The sequence below is a fragment of the Corynebacterium sp. MSK012 genome (genome assembly GCF_030232435.1).
Lineage (GTDB): Bacteria > Actinomycetota > Actinomycetes > Mycobacteriales > Mycobacteriaceae > Corynebacterium > Corynebacterium jeikeium_D.
The window spans coordinates 34,921-54,074 of record NZ_JASPJU010000014.1; the positions used below are offsets into that span (position 1 = coordinate 34,921).

A 19,154-nucleotide genomic window follows, 5' to 3' on the forward strand; every position below is an offset into this window, starting at 1 on the left:
AGACTTTCATAATTGTTCATCGTTTTCGGCCCTCTATCTGCGTATTTGGCGCAAATGAAGTGGCTGTCGCAACATCGTTGCTCCGCCTGGTTTCCAAGGCCACAACGGATGTAGGCGCACATGGAATGACAAAGAGTGTGCTTCCTGTTGTCGGGTTTTGCGTGGTGGGGTGTCAAGGAGAAACAAATACAGTGGCAAATTTCAGCCAGGATGTTGTCGCTAAGGCACGCGAATTTGATCGTGAGTCAGCGGCTCTGAAAACCCGAGTCCACCACCTGGCCAAGAGCTTGGGGTTGACCTCGAAGGAAACCATCGAAGCACTGGGGCACGCGGGGATCGTCGTAAAGTCCGCTGCGTCCACCATTAATCAAAATCAGCTCGACGCAGTGCTGAATTTCATCGGTGATCATCCAGAGGATGCCTCGCTTGACGACGGATCTACTGCGACCAAGCCAACCGGCGAAGAGCCGGCCGCGAAGGAAAAACAGTCGGCAGGTAAGCCGAACGCGGCGGATGAGAAGTCGGACGAGCAAACCGCAGCTAAGTCCGAGAAGAAGCCAGCTGCGAAGAAGAGCGGCAAGAAGTCGGCTGCGAAGAAGGACACAAAGAAGGCTGCGCCGAAGGCAGAAAAGAAGGCCGACCAGAAGGCAGCTCAGAGCGAAGCGGAGTCGGACGCAGCGCCTGCCGAGGAAGTGACCGAGAAGAAGGACACCAAGAAGTCCTCGGCTAAGAAATCCTCGGCAAACCAGAGCGCAGAGAAGCAGGCTGAAGAGAAGCAGAGCGCAGAGAAGAAGAGCACGACTAAGAAGCGAGCAACGCGTAAGCGGGCTGTGAAGAAGACCGCTGGCGCTCCGGAAGAAACCGCTGCGAAGGACGAGCAGAAGGACTCGAACTCGGTCGTCGAGGAAGCTGTTGAGGCTGTAGTTCAGTCGTCGTCGAAGAAGGCTGCAGATAAGAATGCTTCCGATAAGAAGGCTGCCGACACCGTAGCCGAGACCGCTGAGAAAACCTTCGCTGAGGAAGCTTCCGCCGAAGCACCTGCTGCAAAGAGCGCTGCAGTGACCACACGTCGTGGTCGCCGAGTTCGCCGTGCGGTCCGCACGACCAGCGCTCCAGCAGCAGAGGAAATTCAGGAAGCGCAAGAGCCGCAGAAAACGCAAGAGCCGCAGGATACGCAGGCAACTCAGAGCGAAGCCCTGCAGGACATCGAGCCGCCGGTAGTTCCGGAGCCGCCGGTTGCGGAAGAGCAGACCGCGTTTGCGCCTATCTTCCTGGCTCCGCAGGCTGTTCCGGCCTCGGCCAAGGATTCGGCCACCGAGGATGCAGCTTCGGCTGACAGCGGTGCCTCCAACCAGGGCACCGATGACAACGCGGGGGAGGGGCAGGACGGCTCGTCGTCAAGCGAAACGGAGCGACAGCCGCGCCCGCGTCGTCGCCGTCGTGGACGTGGGCGTCGTAATGATGACGCGCAACAGGCGGAGAAGACCACCGAAAACACAGAGCGCGAGGAAGAGGAAACCCGCGAAGAGGTCGAGGAACCGCAGGCGATTAAGGGATCGACTCGCCTGGAGGCGCAGCGACGTCGCCGTATCGAGCGTCGTGAGGAATCGCGCAAGCGCCACGTAATCTCGGAGGCGGAATTCCTGGCTCGTCGTGAGTCGGTGGAGCGCACGATGGTGGTGCGTGAGCGCAAGCGCCATGACCACGCGGGCATTGTCACTGAGGTGGGCGTGTTGGAAGACGACCTGCTGGTCGAGCACTTCGTTACCTCTGACACGCAGACCACGCAGATCGGCAATATCTATCTCGGTCGCGTGCAGAACGTCCTGCCCAGCATGGAAGCGGCGTTCATCGATATCGGAACCGACCGCAACGGTGTCATTTACGTAGGTGACCTGAACTGGAAGCTGCTGGGCACGAAGTCGCGTTCGCGCAAGATTGAACATGCGCTGAAGGCCGGCGACCAGATTCTGGTCCAGGTGTCCAAGGACCCGATTGGTCACAAGGGTGCGCGTCTGACCACCCACATTTCGATGGCTGGTCGATTCCTGGTGTACGTGCCGGGCGGCCGTAGCGCGGGTATTTCCCGCAAGCTGCCGGAGCCGGAGCGCAAGCGCCTGAAGTCGATTCTGAGCGAGGTTACGCCGGAGGGCTCGGGCACGATTATCCGTACCGCAGCCGAGGGTGTGTCCAAGGAGGCCATCGAGGCCGACATCAAGCGCTTGGAGACGCAGTGGCAGGAGATCTGGGAAGCCTCCGAGGCGGCGAAGGCCAAGCGCGGAGCAAAGCCAATCGCGCTGTACGAAGAGCCGGACATGCTGGTCAAGGTCGTCCGCGACGTCTTCAACGAGGATTTCTCGCGCCTCGTGGTGGAGGGCGATCGCCCGTGGAACACAGTGACGGACTACATCGGCGACCTGGCACCGGAGCTGGAGCCGCGACTGCAGCGCTACTTCGCCAAGGAGCACGGCGGCGCCGATGTCTTCGAGCACTTCCGCATCGATGAGCAGCTGGCCAAGGCACTCGACCGCAAGGTCTGGCTGCCCTCGGGTGGCACGCTGGTCATCGACCGCACCGAGGCCATGACGGTCATCGACGTCAACACCGGTAAGTTCACCGGCGCTGGCGGAAACCTGGAAGAGACGGTCACTCGCAACAACCTGGAGGCCGCTGAGGAAATCGTCCGCCAGATGCGTCTGCGCGATCTGGGCGGCATGATTGTCGTCGATTTTATCGACATGGTGCTGCCGGAAAACCAGGATTTGGTGCTGCGCCGTCTGAAGGAGGCCCTGGGCCGCGACCGCTCGCGTCACGAGGTCTCCGAGGTCACCTCGCTCGGCCTCGTCCAGATGACTCGCAAGCGTCTGGGCACAGGCCTGCTGGAGACCTTCTCCACGCCGTGTAGCTGCTGCAATGGCCGCGGTCTGATTATCCACATCGATCCGGTTGAGCAGGACAATCAGGGCCGTGGCCACAAGAATGGCCGTCGCAACGACGAGCAGGACAAGTCCAAGCGCCGCAACAAGTCGCGCTCGGAGCACAATCCGGCCAACCACCCGGCCGCGCTGGCCATGCACCGCGATCAGAGCGACCAGGCAGGCTCTTCCAAGGCAACGCGTGACGACGACACGGAGACCAACCAGCGCGATAAGGACGCAGCCGACAAGCGTGTCGCAGCTGCTGTCGAAGCTGTCATCGTCTCTTCTGAGAACGATGAGCCGAAGCCGCCGCGTCGTCGCCGGGTTCGTAAGAGCCAGGGCCGAAACGATGAGCAGCGACAGAACGGCCGTGGCCGTCAGGAGCGCCGCGAGCGTACTGAGCAATCGGAGAACTCCAATGACCTGGCTGCTCTGGCTGCCGCAGCTGTTGCGGAAGCCCGTGAGAAGGACCCAGAGGAGCCGTCGGATGACCGTTACATGCCGCAGGAGGGGCAGCGCCGCCGCCGTCGGGCTACGCGTCGCCGTGTAGCGGAGCATGTTGCCGTTGATTCGGCTGCACGCGACGCTGATGACCGCGACGAAGAATATGGTGATCGTCGCAAGCGTTCGGAGCGCCCGACCCGTGCTGAGCGTGCCGAGCGCACCGATAACGGTGGAGGCCGTGGCGAGGCTGAACGCTCCAGCAGCGCTAGCGCTCGACGTCGCCGTCGTCGCGCTGTGCGTCGTACTGCTGTGGATGAAACCACTGCGCCTCAGGCTGAGTCTCAGGCAGCTTCCACCACAGATGTGAGGGAGCCAGCCAAGGATGGCAAGGGCGGCAACGCTAACAAGACCGGTAAGGCTGTGGCCGAGGAGTCCCAGACCTATGAGGAGGCGAAGGAGGCGTTCGAGCGTTCTCCACGCCGTCGTCGTCCGACGCGCGGTAACTCCCGCTCGGATCGCGCACCGCGTCGCGAGGACTTCGAGTCCACTAAGCCAAAGGCGGACGCTGAAGGCAGCAAGGGCGGAGATCGTGCGAAAGACAACCGCGATGACAGCAACCGCAGCACCAACCGCAGCGCCAACCGCAGTGGCGGTGGACGCCGCTCGGGCAAGTCACGGGTTGAGGTCGTAGCAGTCCAGGGCACGGGAGCTCGCCGTAATCGCCGTCGGGCGGTGCGCAGGGTCTCGTCGCAAAGCGATGCCGAAGCGACTGCGCCGAAGCAGCGACAGGGCGCTTCAAACCGCGCTACTAAGCCAGAGCAGAAGCAGGCTAATTGCGGTGCTGCGGCGCCGGAGACGAAACCGGCCAATCGTCGTCGCCGCGTGCGTCGTGCGGTGCGCCGAAGTGGCCAGAACTAGAGATTGGAAATCTGAAATAAGGCCAGATAGAAGGTTGTTTTCCGTTCCCTAAAGCAGGGGGTGGAAAGTGGCTTCGGAAACTGCCCGGGAAGACCGTGAAAACCGATGGGGGACAGGGTCTTACTCGGGCAGTTTGTAATTTAGGGGGATTTTTCGCTACTCTTGACCAGTCGCTGATTAGTAGGCGTATCTGGTCATGCCCACTGGTGCTTGAGGCGCTGGTGGTAAGGAAACGGCCAGAGCGGGGAAATCTACTCGGATTTGGCTTTCGGGTATGTCCCTGAAGTGTTCTGCACACGCAACTAATCGCAATTCCATTGTCCAGTCAAGGAATTACAAAGATTCCTTGAGTCGAGTTTCTCAGATAAAGGGGTAGCCCTCCTATGTACGCGATCGTCAAGACCGGCGGCAAGCAGTACAAGGTTGCCGAAGGTGACCTCGTCAAGGTCGAGAAGATCGAGGGTGAGCCGGGTTCGTCCGTGGCTCTCACCCCGGTTCTGCTCGTCGATGGCGCAGATGTCATTGCGGATGCCGACAAGCTTGCCAACGTTACCGTTAACGCAGAGATCGTCGAGGCCGCTAAGGGCCCGAAGATCCGCGGCATGCACTACAAGAACAAGACTGGCTACAAGCGCCGCTACGGCCACCGTCAGCCGCTCACTGTTCTGAAGATCACCGGCGTCTCCAAGTAAACCGCCGAAATTCCAATTAGCTTTTCCCTAGGAGAAAATCATGGCTACTAAGAAGGGTGCATCCAGCACCAGCAACGGCCGCGACTCCGAAGCTAAGCGCCTCGGCGTGAAGCGCTTCGGCGGCCAGCAGGTTAAGGCAGGCGAGATTCTCGTTCGTCAGCGCGGTACCTCGTTCCACCCGGGTGAGAACGTTGGCCGTGGCGGCGACGACACTCTCTTCGCTCTGAAGGCAGGCGCAGTCGAGTTCGGTACCCGCCGCAACCGCCGCATTGTCAGCATCGTTGAGAATAACTCCTAAGAACAACCCCCGGTTGTCCACATAGGATTACTGCAACGTTGAATATGAGGCAGGTTTAACTGCCTTGCAGAAGAGCCGATTCCTTTCCCACTGCGAAAGGTAATCGGCTCTTTTGTTGTTTATGTACTGTTTCGCGCTTTTAGGTTGCGAGGCAGCGTTTTGTTACCGCCTAGACTTCTGCCCGTCGGCTCGCTTAAATTAGGGCATTACTCCAGGCACTAGATGATGGCTCTCCGCTCGGAAGTGTGTGTGATTTTATGTCTCGTTTTGTAGATCGTGTCGTACTGCATTTGCAGGCCGGCGACGGTGGTCACGGCTGTAACTCGGTGCTGCGTGAAAAGTTCAAGCCACTCGGCGGTCCCGATGGCGGTAACGGCGGCCACGGTGGCGACATTGTGCTGGCCGTCGACCCGCAGATTCACACTCTGATGGACTTCCACTTCCATCCCCATATCAAGGCTGCCAACGGTAAGCCCGGCGCGGGTGATCACCGCAATGGTGCTCGCGGCGAGGACCTGGTTCTCGGAGTGCCGGAGGGCACGGTTGTGATGACCGAGGATGGGGAAGTGCTGGCGGACATGACCGGTAAGGGGGCCCGCTTCATCGCCGCTGAAGGCGGTTACGGTGGTCTGGGCAACGCAGCGCTGGCGAACAAGAACCGCCGTGCGCCGGGCTTCGCTCTCCTCGGTGAGCCTGGCGAGGCCAAGGATCTTGTCTTGGAGCTCAAATCCATGGCAGACGTTGGACTGGTGGGCTTCCCGTCGGCCGGAAAGTCGTCGCTGGTCAGCACCTTGAGCGCTGCTAAGCCGAAGATTGGTGACTACCCATTTACCACGCTGCAGCCGAACCTGGGTGTAGTCAACGTTGACTACGAGTCCTTCACCATCGCAGATGTGCCGGGTCTTATCCCGGGGGCTTCTGAAGGCCGTGGACTTGGGTTGGACTTCCTGCGTCACATTGAGCGCTGTGCTGTTCTCGTGCATGTGGTTGACGCTGCTGCTCTGGAGGGCGACCGCGATCCGGTCTCTGACATCAAGGCGTTGGAGACGGAACTCGCCAACTACCAGTCGGTGCTGAAGGCCGACGTGGGGCTTGGGGATCTCGCAGAGCGTCCCCGCGTCATCGTGCTGAACAAGATTGACCTGCCCGATGCTCGCGAAATGATTGACATGCAGCGCGAGGAACTGGAGAAGTTCGGCTGGCCAATTTTTGAGATCTCCACGGTGACGCACGAGGGGCTCAAGGAGCTGACCTACGGCCTGAAGGATCAGATCGCCGCCTACCGCAAGGCGCATCCGTTGCCGACAGAGCAGGAGCCCCGTGCGGTCATCCGTCCGGAAGGGGTGCGTGGCAAAAAGCGCGAAGGCGCGGACTTCACCATCGAACGCGATCCGAATACCCCAGACGGGTTCATTGTGCGTGGGCGTAAGCCGGAGCGCTGGATTAACCAGACGGACTTCGAAAACGACGAGGCAGTCGGCTACTTGGCTGACCGCCTGGCCAAGCTTGGTGTTGAAGATGCCCTGGCAAAGGCTGGGGCAACAGTTGGCTGCCCGGTGACGATTTCCTATCTCACCTTCGAGTGGTACCCGCAGCAGGTCGCGGGCACCGATGACTTCGTGCCGAGTGGCCGTGGTACCGACGATCGTCTCTATGTCAACGAACGCACCAGCGCCGAGCAGCGTAAGCGTGCATCACAGGCCCGCCGTGGTCTGATTGACGAGTACGATTTCGGGGATGGCGAAGAGGCTATTCGCGACCGGTATTCATAGGCGCGGGCGCCAGCGTCGTCGGCAAGCGAAGACTTCAAACTTGCATTTTGCCATTGATTGTTTAAACAATTATATGGTCAGAATTAAATGAGACCGTCATGTTTTCCATCAGTGAAATGAGTGAGTCAGTTATCCCTTCCGACACCGTTGCCAACGATGTTGACGTCACTGGAGCAGATGCATTAGATGCCCCGGTAGCTACCGCGCCGAAGTCTGAATCGGACGCGCCGATTTCCCGTGAGGGGGTCGACGAGCTGCTTCACGACAATCCCGAGTCCACCATCGCTGAGATTGAAAAGGCGACTGAGAATTTATCTCCGGGAACCAAAGGCGGTTTCGATTCCGAGACTCGTGAGGCAATTCGGACCGCGAAGCGTGTCGTGGTGAAGATTGGTTCTTCCTCGTTGACTGGATCTGACGGTCGTACCGATCCGGAGCGCATCGACTTCATCGCCGATGCTTTGGAGAAGCGTATGGGCATTAGCGATGTCATCGTTGTGTCCTCCGGCGCGGTGGCATCCGGAATGGGGCCACTGGGGCTGACTTCGCGTCCCACTGATTTGGCGACCAAGCAGGCGGCTGCAGCTGTGGGGCAAGTGCGCCTGGCACAGGAGTGGGGACGCTCCTTCCTACGCTATGGTCGCACTTCTGCACAGGTGCTTTTGACCTCGGACGATGCAGGTGTGCGTTCGCGTGCTCGCAACGCCCAGCGCACTATCGACCGCCTGCGCCAGCTGGGCGCGGTGCCAATTGTCAACGAAAACGACACGGTCGCGACCTCGGAGTTCCGCTTCGGCGACAACGACCGCCTCGCCGCGCTGGTCAGTCACCTGGCGTACTGCGATGCATTGATTCTGCTTTCCGACGTCGACGGCCTCTACGACCGCAACCCGGCCGATCCAGGTGCAACCTTTGTGCCGGAGGTGCGCAGCGGTAACGACTTGCGTGGTGTTATCGCTGGTGACGGCGGTGCGCTGGGCACCGGTGGTATGGCCTCGAAGGTCTCTGCCGCACGTCTGGCTTCGCGTGCGGGTGTGCCGGTGTTGCTGACTTCGGCGTCCAACATTGAGCGAGCACTGGACCAAGCAGATGTGGGAACCGCTTTCGCCGCGAAGGACAACCGCCTGAGCGCCTGGAAGTTCTGGATGCTCTACGCAGCGGACAGCTCGGGGCTGCTTCGCCTGGACGCCGGTGCGGTCGACGCCGTAACCCGCATGCGTAAGTCGCTGCTCCCGGTCGGTATTACCTCGGTTGACGGCGAGTTCTCCGCTGGTGACATCGTCGATCTAATCGGTCCTGGTGGTGAGGTCATCGGTCGCGGCGAGGTCAATTATGACTCCGAGGAACTGCTGGGCATGATCGGCTACCACACCGAAGAATTGCCGAATGACATGCAGAAGCCTGTCGTCCATGCCGACTACCTGTCGGATTTCGCTTCCCGCGCTTAGGAGGGTGTTGCGCTGAGAGCTGCAGCGCTTAAAGACGCATACCTCGGCGCGCCCGGATAGAGGTGCCTCGGCAAAGACTGGCCGAGTGCGGACTGGCTGGGGGAGGACTGGCTGAGTGCAGACTGCCTGGGTGAGGAACTTTCGGGCATAATCCTAAGTGTGTTATCGAAGATTATTGGCGTCATCGGCGAGTTGCTCTTGACAGCTGGAGTGCTGGTGGCGCTCTTCGCCTTTTATCTGCTGTACTGGTCTGGTCTTGAGACCGGGAAAGCTCAGCAGCAGGCTCGTGATGAGCTGCAGCAGGCATGGTCCACACCGGCGTCGGCTCCAGCTCCGGCGCCAGAAGGCACGGAGCCAGCTGTTGAGGGCTCCTGGATGCCTGGCTCCGCGGTGGCGTTGATTTCCGCTCCGAAGGCCGGTTTTAGCGATTTTGTCGTATTTGAAGGTGTCTCCCAGGAAGTTTTGCGCAGTGGCCCCGGCCATTATCCGGGCACAGCCCTGCCGGGGCAGGTGGGCAACAGCTCTTACGCCGCTCACCGTGATGGCCACGGAGCTCCCTTTGACAACATTGACCGCCTGCAGACGTGCGATGACATCACCGTAGAGACGCGTGATGCTATTTACCGCTACAAGGTATTGCCGGTCGACGGTATGGCTGGCGCAGGGGAAAGCTTCGACTGCGTGCCAGAAGGAACTAACGTCCCCGAGATTCCCGGCCAGCACATTGTCACTCCGGACCGGGCCGATGTCCTCAATCCGGTCGGTGACGCCACTCTACTTACGCTGACTACCTGCCATCCGCAGTGGGACAACACTCATCGGCTCATTATTCACGCGGTTCTCGCCGGTGTTGAGACCAAGGAGGTCAACTAGATGTACGCAGCTTTTTGGCGATCCCTGCCAGGGCCGTGGTGGGTGAAAGCGATCATCACCATCGTGATTGCCGTCATCGTGTTCCTGCTGTTGATGAATTACATCTTTCCTTGGGCTGCTGAGCTAATTCCCTCAAATGATGTCTCACTCTAGTTATGCTGGTAGGCATGACTGCTCAAACGAACGAAACTGCTAACACCAATCAACAGGGCATTGCCGAGGATTCGGCTCTTAGCCCGGAGCGTGCTGCTGAGCGCGCCGAGGTTTTAGATAAGGCACAGCGTGCCAAGGCTGTCGCGGGAGAGCTGTCGCGCTTTACGTCGGCACGCAAGAACGAGCTCCTGCTGGCCGCAGCAGACGCGCTGGTTGCCCGTACTGAAGAGATTCTGGTGGCCAATGCCAAGGACATCGAGGCCGGTAAGACCCGTGGTTTTAGTGACTCCCTGCTGGATCGCCTGCGTCTTGACGCCGATCGTGTTGAGGGTATTGCCGGTGGGCTTCGTCAGGTTGCGGCTCTGCCGGATCCGGTAGGCGAGGTGCTGCGCGGAAGCACTCTTCCCAACGGCATTAAGCTCTCCCAGGTCAGCGTCCCGCTGGGTGTGATGGGCATGGTCTACGAGGCTCGCCCGAACGTTACTGTCGATGCCTTTGGTCTGGCGCTGAAGTCGGGCAACGTGGCCTTGCTGCGCGGCTCCAAGTCGGCCGTCCACTCCAACACGCAGCTGGTCGCGGTTTTGCGTGAGGTGCTGGCCAACCACGATGCACCGGAGGACCTTGTCCAGCTGCTGCCGTGTGAGACCCACGATTCCGTGCAAGATCTCATCACTGCCCGCGGCCTGGTTGACGTAGTGATTCCGCGCGGCGGTGCCGGTTTGATTGAGGCCGTTGTGACGAAGGCAACGGTGCCGACCATCGAGACCGGTACCGGTAACTGCCACATCTACATCGATGCCTCCGCCGATATCGACGAGGCGATTGCGCTGATGATTAACGGCAAGACCCGCCGTCCGAGCGTCTGTAACGCCACTGAAACGGTTCTCATTGACTCGGCGCTGTCCGCGCAGGATCAGGTCCGCATTTTGGACGCGCTTGCCGACGCTGGCGTTGCGGTCCACGGCGATGTCGATAATCTGGCGGCCTCTGGGTGGACTGGTGAGGTCATTCCTGCGACGGCGGAAGACTGGTCGGATGAGTACCTCTCGCTAGACATTGCAGCGCGCATCGTCGACGGTGTGGTGGCCGCGACGAATCACATCACTGAGTACTCCTCGGGCCACACGGAAGCTATCTCTGCACGTGACTGGGGCGTGTGCCAGGAGTTCGTCGACCGTGTTGATGCTGCTGCCGTCAGCGTCAATGCCTCCACTGCATTCACCGATGGTGAGCAGTACGGTTTCGGCGCAGAGATTGGTATTTCCACTCAGAAACTGCACGCCCGTGGGCCCATGGGGCTGCCGGAGCTGACCAGCAGCAAGTGGGTTCTGGCTGGTCGTGGACAGACTCGTCCGTAGTGCCCAGGTAAAGTGCCAGTCATGATTAAGCGCAAGAAAAGTGTGCGGTCGCGAGTACACGCCGCGTTGACAGCGAAGTCGGCGGACGCGCCCCGGCAGCGCATTGGCGTAATGGGTGGCACTTTTGATCCCATCCACAATGGTCACCTGGTTGCCGCCAGCGAGGTGGCAGACCGTTTCGACCTTGACTTTGTGCTTTTCGTGCCCACGGGTGAACCGTGGCAAAAGCGCGGCCGGAAGGTCTCTCACAGCGAAGACCGCTACCTGATGACGGTCATTGCCACTGCGTCGAACCCGCAGTTTTCGGTCTCGCGGGTTGATATTGATCGGCCGGGTGCGACCTATACCGTCGATACGCTGCGGGATTTGAAGGTCATCTATCCCAACGCGGATCTGTTCTTCATTACCGGTGCCGATGCGCTGCAGAAGATTATGACGTGGCGGGACTGGGAGGAGATGTTCGACGCAGCAACGTTCGTCGGTGTCACTCGCCCAGGGGTTCACCTGCGGGCAGAGGACTTGGAAGGAATCGACGCTTCACGGTTGCACCTCATCGAGATTCCCGCGATGGCTATTTCTTCTACCGATTGTCGAAAGCGTGCGGAGGCAGGACGCCCTGTTTGGTACTTGGTGCCGGATGGCGTGGTGCAGTACATCGCTAAGCGGGGTCTGTACCAGTCTGCTGAGGGCACGGTTGGTTCTGTGGGCCCCGCATCGGTGAACTCGGCCTCCGAGGATGCGGCGCCGGTGGCTGCGGCGTCGGTGGATGCGAAGTCCGATACCGCGGACTGAAAGTTAGCAAAATCCCGCTGAGACGGTAAGTTACAAGTACAAACGCTGTTTTTCACGACTTTTAATCACAAGGAGCTGAAGTCTTTCGTGACTGCACAACCACGCGCCATTGAGCTGGCGACCGCCGCGGCGAAGGCCGCCGATAGCAAAAAGGGTGAGGACGTCGTTGTTCTCGATGTCTCTGGCCCGGTGGTGATTACGGACGCATTCGTCCTGGTCAGTGCTGACAATGAGCGTCTGGTTGCCGCAATCGTCGACGAAATTGAGGACGATCTGCGTGACCTCGGCGCAAAGCCGGTTCGCCGCGAAGGTGTCCGTGAGGGACGTTGGGCGCTGCTGGATTACGGCGACATTGTCGTGCATGTCTTCCGCAGTGAAGAACGCGACTTCTACGGCCTGGATCGACTGTGGCGCGATTGCCCGCGCATCGAGGTCGAGGGCGTCGAGCAGCCGAGCAACGAGGACGGCGAAGATTCCGCCCGCAATGCTCGTTCCATCGACGAGATTCCGCTGGCTGCCGAAAACCCGGACACGGACGAGTTTTAACTGTGGCGGGCTCACGCGAGGCACATGTTGCCGCTCGACGTCGCCTGATTATGCTGCGGCACGGGCAGACGTCGTATAACGCTACCGGCCGCATTCAGGGACAGCTGGACACGCAGCTTTCCGACGTTGGCCGCGAGCAAGCCCGTACTGCGGCGCAGTACCTGGCGGAGGCTGAACCGCGAATCACAAAAATCGTGTCCTCCGACCTGACCCGGGCAGCTGACACCGCCCGCGCGCTAGCTGAGGCCACCGGCGCAGAGTTGAGTTTTGATAAGCGCCTGCGTGAGACCAACCTCGGTGAATGGCAAGAGCGCACCTACGACGAGATTGACTCCGCGTTTCCCGGTATGCGTGACCACTGGCGTCATAACCTCAACTGGGCACCCAAGGGCGGCGAGACCCGCTTTGAGGTCTCCAACCGAATGCTGGCAGTCATTGCTGAGCTAGCAGCTAACCCCGATTGGGAGTCGGACACCTTTGTGCTCGTGTCCCACGGTGGTGCCATTGCTGCCGCTACCGCAGCCCTGCTGCAGCTGCCGCGCGACTATTTCAGCACGTTTAACGGCCTGGGCAACACTGCGTGGGTTGACATGGAGCAACGCACGCGCGTCAATGGTGAGACCTCTTGGTACCTGAATGCTTTTAATGCGAAGGTTCGCGCGCGGGAATCGCAGGTTTCTGATTCTTCAGGAGGCCGCCATGCCCGGTGACGGTCGCGTTCGCATTGTTGTCGATGACACTGCGTGCCTGATGCCCGAGGTTGCCCGCAAGCTCGATATCACCGTGGTTCCCATCGGCCATGACATCAATGAAGACGCCGTCACCACGTCGGCAGTCAGTCCGCTGAAGCTGTGCGCCGCATATGCGCGTGCGCTGGAACGCTCCAACCAGGACGGCTCTGACGCTGGCGTTGTTGCCCTGCATCTTGGTAAGGGAATGTCCGCGACCTGGTCTAACGCCGTCACGGCTGCCGGTGCGCTCGACCGCGTGACCGTTATCGACACCGATACCGTAGGAGCTGGAGTCGGTGCCGCTGCCATCGCTGCAGCCAAGGCCGCAAGAGCCGGGGCTAGTCGTGATGAGGTTGCTGATGTAGCCCGTGATGTGCTGCAGCGCTATCGACTCTGGTTGTTTGTACCAAAGCTTGATTCGCTGCGCCGTGGTGGTCGCATCTCCGCGGGCCAAGCGATGCTCTCTACGGCTCTCGCTATCAAGCCCATCGTCGGCATTAAAGATGGCTCACTGGCACTCGTCGCCAAGTGCCGCACAGAAGCGAAGGTCAAGCAGCGGATGGTGGATTTTGCCACGAAGATGGTGCGGTCTGCGTCATCGGCGAACCGTCCGCCTGCAGTATTGCTGCATCATTCCGACGCGCTTGACGACGTCCACGAGCTCCAGGCCATGCTTGCCGAAGAGCTACCCGACGATACCCGGTTTAGAATCCTGGATTTGCCGGAGTCGCTTGCTGCTCATGTCGGGCAGGGAGCCTATGCAGTTGGCATGGTTTCCGGTGGCTCGATTGATTCGGATGCCATGGATTTTGAAGCAGAGATGGGAGTAACTGCGCTGCTCCACAGGGTGGAGGAGAGTGACGCGGCTACTGTTGAAGCTGAGGTTACCGACGCAGTGGAAGATGATTCCGGGAACATAGGCAATTCCGGTGACTGTGCTGACATGGAAAGGGCGGATGGCTCCGTTGGTTCAGCTGAAACCGCTCACGCCACTGACTCGGATGAACCAATCACCGATCAGGCCGCGGTGAAAGTAGTTGAGAATCCGGCTGCTAGTCGCAACCGCAATAAGCGTATCCATCGCACAGTCGTGACTAATGAACAGGGAATTCCGCTTTTCACCACGGCTGTTTCTAAATTGCCAACGTGGAGTGAGAACCGCCAAGCAGCCCTGGATAAAGCTGAGCGCCTGGCGAAGGCTATCTCTGATTTGGCGCTGCGCGATAAGTCCGATCCCGAGGGAGCTGTATTTGGCAACGAAGGGGAGAAATCGCAGGAGTCGTCGTCAAGCGACAAGCGTGATGATGACGGCGATGAGACGAAGATATAGCGGCTGAACTGAGCAGATGATGTGGCCTGTGGATAACCTCCACAGGTCATTTTTTATCCACAGATGACGCTTCGACAGGTGCTTTCGCGGGAGTGCGGTGTGGGGCGGGGCGCTAGTGTGCGCATCGTGACGAATTTGCGGAATCGGCTGGCGGACTACTTGGAACCGATTGATCAAGACAAGCGCATGGCGGTGGACTTTTCCGTGCGCCGGGCGGTGGTGACGCCGCGGGTGGCAATGGCTGCGTGCATTGTGATTGCGGTGTTGGCCCTGGGAGCAATTGCGGCGGTGGTATGGCCGTCGTCGCCGCAGGTAGAGATGCCTGCGGTGCGGGACGCGGCTGTCGCGGGGACGACACCGGAGACGACCGAAACCTCAGCGGAGACGCCGGGCGGTGCGGGGAAGGAGACTAACGCTCAGGCACAGGCGGGGCCGTTGATTGTGTCGGTAGTGGGGTTGGTCGTGAATCCAGGCGTGGTGGAGGTGCCAGCGGGCGCGCGGGTGGTGGAGGCAATTGAGCGTGCGGGTGGGCTTTTGCCGGAGGCTAATCCTGCCAGTGTGAACCTGGCGGCGCCGTTGGTTGATGGTCAACAGATTGTGGTCGGGGCAGAGGCGCTGCCAGCAGGGACGGCGGAGGGCGGGGCCGATGTTTCTGGCGGTTCTGGCACCGATGTTTCTGGTGGTTCTGGCGCCGGTGCTGCAGGCGGGGCTGGCCCGGGCGGCTCGGACGGACAGATCAACATCAACACCGCTACTGCTACTCAGTTGGAGGAATTGCCCGGAATCGGACCCGCAACGGCGACCAAAATCATCGACTTTCGAGAAAAGAACGGGCCTTTTGCGAGTATCGACGCACTTGAGGAGGTTCCGGGAATCGGCCCGGCGAAGGTAGAGGCTCTGCGCGATGTCGCCACCGTCTGACCTGCGCGCTCGTGCTGGGCTCGATGTGCGGCTAGTGCCAGCAGCGGTGTTGGCGTGGGCGACTGCGGTGGCAGTGATCATGCGCCCAGAATGGGCGATAGTTGTGGCACCGTGCGCAATCGTGACTGCGGTGGTGTTGCCGTGGGCGTGGCAGCGTTGGTCGTGGCGATGGGGAAGAGGCGCGGTGACATCCGGCTGGCGAGCGATCGCCACTATCCTGGTGCCAGCTGTGTCGGTGGCCAGCGTTGCGGTAGCCATGCGAATCCGCATAGCGCGAGCCCGAGCCCACGAGCTCCATCACGACATTGGCAGGATGGCGAAAGTGCAGTTGCGCCTGGTCACGGAGCCGAAAGCAACCGAGTTCGGGGCCAGTGCGAAGGCACGCATCGAGGGCCTTCCTGGGCAGGTGACGGTTTTTGGCGACGAGTCACTGTTGTCGGTCACGAGAGACACCGTAGTTGAATCCACAGCCGGTATACGTGCGGCCAACAAACCCTGCATCAGCGGAATCCAGCTGAACCTACGCGGAGATGTTGAGGTCATTGCGCCACCACAGGGGCTTGCCGCTGACGTGAGGCAGCAGCTCTTTGACTCGGCGCAGAATCTCCCCTTTGGCCCCGACCGCCTCATTCCCGCCATGGCCATCGGCGATGAGCGTGGCTTTAGCCTCACCGACGGCGACATGATGACCGCCTCCGGACTTTCGCATCTGTCGGCCGTCTCTGGAGCCAACGTTGCACTTGTTGTCGGGGCTGTCGTGGCGGTCTTCTCCTGGGCTGGGCCGCGAGTGCGAGTCGCAGTCGCCGCGGTTGCCCTGTATGGGTTTGTAGCAATCGTGGGCACAGAACCCTCAGTGCTACGCGCAGTGGTCACCGGCTGCATTGGGCTGTTGGCTATTCTCGTAGGACGAGCTGGCCAAGCGATCGCGGCGCTATCGGCTGGCATTATTGGGTTGATTCTCCTGGCACCAGACCTATCGGTATCAGTGGGTTTCGCCCTCTCGGTCGCGGCCACCGCCGGGCTAGTCCTTCTTGCCGAGCCCCTTGCCAGACGTCTGTCCGCCACCACCGTTATGGGGACTTGGCCTGCCCCAGTAGTCCGCGCCATCGCCGTATCGATTGCCGCACACGTGGTCACCATGCCCGTATTGGCGCTTCTCATCGGCGAAATCAGCCATATCTCACTGTTGGCGAATCTGCTCGCCGCGCCCGCCGTCGCACCCGTTACTATCGCCGGTTCGCTCGCTGCCGTTGCCGCCGCATTGCATCTCAATTGGCTGGTCAACGCTCTGCTCTGGTGTGCTGCACCATGCGCGTGGTGGATCTATCAAGTCGCACGCCTTACTGCAGACATCGTCACGCCCGCCACTGGAACGGTCACGTTGGTCGTCTCCTGCACGCTTACAATCACATGCTTGACGACGCTCTGGGCGCGGCCCCGTCTTGCGCTTCGCGCTGGTGGCTTTGCAGTTGTCCTGGCCGCCTGTAGCTACGCCGTTATTTGGGTGTTCGGCCTCGACATTGCGCGTGCCCCACAGGGGTGGAAGCTTGCCGCCTGTGCTGAGAAAAACCAGATTGTTCTCATTCACGCGGGCGCTGTCGAAGGGCCCGTCAGCTATGGCGCTTCTGTAGACCGCTCTGCGCGAGATCCGGACAGCAGCTCTGCACCAACCTCGCTCAGCCGGCAGTGCCGAATTGCCCTCAGAATCACCGAGGAAATGACATGGCATACCCAGGGGCTCGATCCAGCCGTTGATAATCCCACGACAGGAACCGTGGTGGTGGAGTCCCCTTCGTATATCGCTGAGGCCGTGAGCGGCAGAGTTCTCCAAATACGTAGCTCACCGCAGTGGTTTGTCGCCCGCGAGTGTGGTCCGCGCGTGCGAGAAATCGTAATGACCCCGGAGCACATTCCTGTGGTGTGTCCGCAGCGAGATGGGCCACAAGCTCTCTATTCAAATGGTGACGTCTGGCGAGGGAGGTGAAATCCGGGCTGTCCCGTAGGCTAGAAATAACAGTCGCAGGAATCAACGCGGAAAAGAGGTCGGGATTGAGCGCCGTCGCACCCGTGAATTTGATTGTGGGCAAAGAGGAGCTGCTGAAAGACCGCGCCCGTCTCGCCATTGTCGCTGCCGTCCGCGCGCAGGCAGCAACGGAGTCCGATCCGGGCGGACGCTCGGTGCCTGTGACCACCATCCGCGCAGGGGACATGACCACTGTCGATGCCGTGGAGCTCTTCAGCCCCTCGTTGTTTGGGGATGACCGCATTGTGGTTGTCACCGACTGCCAGGATGCGGGTAAAGAACCCGCCAAACTGTTGATGGATTCTGTTAAAGATCCCGCGCCGGGCATCACGTTGATTCTCCTTCACACCGGTGAGGGACGTCAGAAGAAGATGGTGGCTGACCTGCGTAAGCTAGGCGTCCGCTTTTTCGAAGCACAACCGCTCAAGAGAAACGACTTGCCCGGTTTCGTTGGCGAAGAGTTCGCCTCACACGGGGTTAAGGTGCGTCGCGATGTCATTGATACCGTCCTGGATGCGGTCGGTTCGGACCTCCGCGAGTTGGCCACTGCCATTTCCCAGCTCTGTGCGGACACCGCGGGCAAGGTCACTTCGGAGGCAGTGCGCACCTACTACGGCGCGTCAGCGGAGGTCTCGGGCTTTGAGATTGCCGAGCTCGCGCTGCGCGGTCGCGGTGGGGAAGCGTTGGCCAAGATGCGCCGGGCTTTGCAGCTGGGCATGGCACCGGCACTGCTGTCGGCTGCAATCACGGGAATGGTCGGTGATGTAGCTCGGCTCCACGGCGCGCGTGGTGTCAATGCGCGTAGAGATGCCCACCGCTATGGCATGCCGCCGTGGAAGTTGGAGAAAACTCAGCGGTTGGCCTCTGCCTGGTCAACCCCTGCGGTTGCTCGCGCTGTGGTTGTCGCGGCACAGCTGGATGCGGACACGAAGGGAGCCTCGTCGACACCGGAGTTATCGCTGGAACAGTCGGTGCTTCGTATCGCGGAGCTGGCGCATTCGTCCCATCGGCGTTAAATAGTTCGGGTCCCCGTGGGAGCTTCAGTTCTGTGGTGACAGGCGAAACACCGCGAAGAACACGGTGATTGTGTGGCCGTCCTGCTCAGCAGGCTGTTTCGCTAGCGTCGATGATTTTCAGCTATGCAAGCTCGAAGGAAGATGTAGCCGGGTTGGACAGCGTGTCCTGGACTGGGCAGTGGGATTCGACAAAGTCGAGGAATGCAACTAGTTCTTCCCTCGTGTTGTCGGCATCAATGTGGAAGCGGGTGTGAATCTCGGAGAAACCAATCTTCGCCTCCGGGTTCTTCCCCATGAAACCATCTGGATCGAGCACACCAGAGCACTCGACCTTGACATCGTTGAGCTTGATGCCCTGGGCAGCGGCGAATGAGCGGACGACGATGCACTTGCAGGCACCGAGGGAGCCGAGCAGCGCCTCGACCGGGTTCATGCCCTTGTTGGTTCCCCCGAGGTCAGTCGGCTCGTCCAGGGTGAAGCTCATGTCGCGAGAGGTCACCGTGGTTTCGAGGTTGGTAGGGGCGTGCGCAACGGTCGTGAAAGTTGTCTTCGGCATGAGTTTCCTTCCTGTAGAAATTGTGCTGTCCGCATGTGCTGGCCGCAGGTTGGTGTGCTGGAACCGAAGCGATGGAAATCAACAACCAACAGTGTGGGAGGCGGGGTCCACGGCCAGCCCAACGGGCTGCAAATGTGAAACTGTGTAAGTTTATAGCACTTTCAAGCCATTTTTCAGGCGGTAGGGTCAGGCGGTCATTGCATCATGGATAACACCAGAGATTACCTCCCGGGGAGTTAACCCGTCGAGCACGACTCGCGGCCGGTTATTCAGCAATGCTTCGGCCTGGGCGACCTCTTGGTCGGTGACATCGGTAAAGTTGGTGCCTTTGGGGAAATAAAACCGGATATCCCGGTTCATCCGCT

Annotated in this window: 16 protein-coding genes; 15 read left to right on the forward strand and 1 reads right to left on the reverse strand. The window is 60.3% G+C overall.

All coding sequences use genetic code 11. The annotated features are described in order from the left end of the window. Window positions 1–191 precede the first annotated feature (191 nt). From QP977_RS10120 to holA, 15 genes are all read left to right on the forward strand, one after another. Entirely contained in the window at window positions 192–4,280 is a 4,089-nt protein-coding gene (locus QP977_RS10120; protein ID WP_284847277.1) for a translation initiation factor IF-2 N-terminal domain-containing protein, read from the forward strand. 383 nt (window positions 4,281–4,663) lie between these two features. Then, window positions 4,664–4,972: a 50S ribosomal protein L21 gene (gene rplU, locus QP977_RS10125; protein WP_005511541.1), complete on the forward strand. Its 309-nt coding sequence runs from the start codon at window positions 4,664–4,666 to the stop codon at window positions 4,970–4,972. A gap of 40 nt (window positions 4,973–5,012) precedes the next feature. After that, window positions 5,013–5,270, forward strand: a complete 258-nt coding sequence (rpmA, locus tag QP977_RS10130; RefSeq protein WP_016422312.1) for a 50S ribosomal protein L27 — start codon at window positions 5,013–5,015, stop codon at window positions 5,268–5,270. A 257-nt stretch (window positions 5,271–5,527) separates the two neighbouring features. After that, window positions 5,528–7,042 carry a GTPase ObgE gene (gene obgE, locus QP977_RS10135; protein WP_284847278.1) on the forward strand — a complete coding sequence of 505 codons (1,515 nt, stop codon included), beginning with the start codon at window positions 5,528–5,530 and terminating at the stop codon, window positions 7,040–7,042. A gap of 98 nt (window positions 7,043–7,140) precedes the next feature. Then, window positions 7,141–8,490 (forward strand): glutamate 5-kinase, encoded by a 1,350-nt coding sequence (gene proB, locus QP977_RS10140; protein WP_070560958.1) that lies wholly within the window; start codon window positions 7,141–7,143, stop codon window positions 8,488–8,490. A 159-nt stretch (window positions 8,491–8,649) separates the two neighbouring features. Then, window positions 8,650–9,363, forward strand: a complete 714-nt coding sequence (locus QP977_RS10145) for a class E sortase (RefSeq protein WP_038628118.1) — start codon at window positions 8,650–8,652, stop codon at window positions 9,361–9,363. Then, window positions 9,364–9,516 (forward strand): hypothetical protein, encoded by a 153-nt coding sequence (locus QP977_RS10150; RefSeq protein ID WP_038628121.1) that lies wholly within the window; start codon window positions 9,364–9,366, stop codon window positions 9,514–9,516. Between the two features lie 14 nt (window positions 9,517–9,530). Beyond that, complete coding sequence (locus QP977_RS10155) at window positions 9,531–10,874, forward strand: glutamate-5-semialdehyde dehydrogenase (RefSeq protein WP_284847279.1); 1,344 nt, start codon at window positions 9,531–9,533, stop codon at window positions 10,872–10,874. A gap of 21 nt (window positions 10,875–10,895) precedes the next feature. Further along, window positions 10,896–11,666, forward strand: a complete 771-nt coding sequence (nadD, locus tag QP977_RS10160) for a nicotinate-nucleotide adenylyltransferase (RefSeq protein WP_101687695.1) — start codon at window positions 10,896–10,898, stop codon at window positions 11,664–11,666. Window positions 11,667–11,753: 87 nt separating this feature from the next. Further along, complete coding sequence (rsfS, locus tag QP977_RS10165; protein WP_048735108.1) at window positions 11,754–12,212, forward strand: ribosome silencing factor; 459 nt, start codon at window positions 11,754–11,756, stop codon at window positions 12,210–12,212. A 2-nt stretch (window positions 12,213–12,214) separates the two neighbouring features. Next, on the forward strand, window positions 12,215–12,922 hold the full coding sequence (locus QP977_RS10170) for a histidine phosphatase family protein (protein WP_115597832.1): 708 nt from the start codon (window positions 12,215–12,217) through the stop codon (window positions 12,920–12,922). Beyond that, window positions 12,912–14,273, forward strand: coding sequence for a DegV family protein (locus tag QP977_RS10175; protein ID WP_187406473.1), 1,362 nt, complete (start codon window positions 12,912–12,914; stop codon window positions 14,271–14,273). The genes QP977_RS10170 and QP977_RS10175 overlap by 11 nt, the downstream gene beginning before the upstream one ends. A gap of 126 nt (window positions 14,274–14,399) precedes the next feature. Next, complete coding sequence (locus tag QP977_RS10180) at window positions 14,400–15,194, forward strand: ComEA family DNA-binding protein (RefSeq protein WP_242458656.1); 795 nt, start codon at window positions 14,400–14,402, stop codon at window positions 15,192–15,194. After that, entirely contained in the window at window positions 15,178–17,178 is a 2,001-nt protein-coding gene (locus QP977_RS10185; RefSeq protein WP_187406474.1) for a ComEC/Rec2 family competence protein, read from the forward strand. Before QP977_RS10180 ends, QP977_RS10185 begins: the two co-directional genes overlap by 17 nt. A gap of 65 nt (window positions 17,179–17,243) precedes the next feature. Next, the gene (holA, locus tag QP977_RS10190; protein WP_242458657.1) at window positions 17,244–18,233 is read left to right on the forward strand and encodes a DNA polymerase III subunit delta; all 990 of its coding nucleotides are present in this window, start codon (window positions 17,244–17,246) and stop codon (window positions 18,231–18,233) included. A gap of 121 nt (window positions 18,234–18,354) precedes the next feature. Here holA and QP977_RS10195 read toward each other — a convergent pair whose 3' ends face one another. Then, window positions 18,355–18,789: an OsmC family protein gene (locus QP977_RS10195; protein ID WP_070866548.1), complete on the reverse strand. Its 435-nt coding sequence runs from the start codon at window positions 18,787–18,789 to the stop codon at window positions 18,355–18,357. Window positions 18,790–19,154 lie beyond the last annotated feature (365 nt).

Bases quoted from the DNA above. Each gene is read 5' to 3' on its own strand.
- rpmA (WP_016422312.1), top strand. From the start codon at position 5,013: ATGGCTACTAAGAAGGGTGCATCCAGCACCAGCAACGGCCGCGACTCC.
- QP977_RS10175 (WP_187406473.1), top strand. From the start codon at position 12,912: ATGCCCGGTGACGGTCGCGTTCGCATTGTTGTCGATGACACTGCGTGC.
- obgE (WP_284847278.1), top strand. From the start codon at position 5,528: ATGTCTCGTTTTGTAGATCGTGTCGTACTGCATTTGCAGGCCGGCGAC.
- QP977_RS10185 (WP_187406474.1), top strand. From the start codon at position 15,178: ATGTCGCCACCGTCTGACCTGCGCGCTCGTGCTGGGCTCGATGTGCGG.
- proB (WP_070560958.1), top strand. From the start codon at position 7,141: ATGTTTTCCATCAGTGAAATGAGTGAGTCAGTTATCCCTTCCGACACC.
- rplU (WP_005511541.1), top strand. From the start codon at position 4,664: ATGTACGCGATCGTCAAGACCGGCGGCAAGCAGTACAAGGTTGCCGAA.
- QP977_RS10155 (WP_284847279.1), top strand. From the start codon at position 9,531: ATGACTGCTCAAACGAACGAAACTGCTAACACCAATCAACAGGGCATT.
- QP977_RS10150 (WP_038628121.1), top strand. From the start codon at position 9,364: ATGTACGCAGCTTTTTGGCGATCCCTGCCAGGGCCGTGGTGGGTGAAA.
- QP977_RS10195 (WP_070866548.1), bottom strand. From the start codon at position 18,789: ATGCCGAAGACAACTTTCACGACCGTTGCGCACGCCCCTACCAACCTC.
- nadD (WP_101687695.1), top strand. From the start codon at position 10,896: ATGATTAAGCGCAAGAAAAGTGTGCGGTCGCGAGTACACGCCGCGTTG.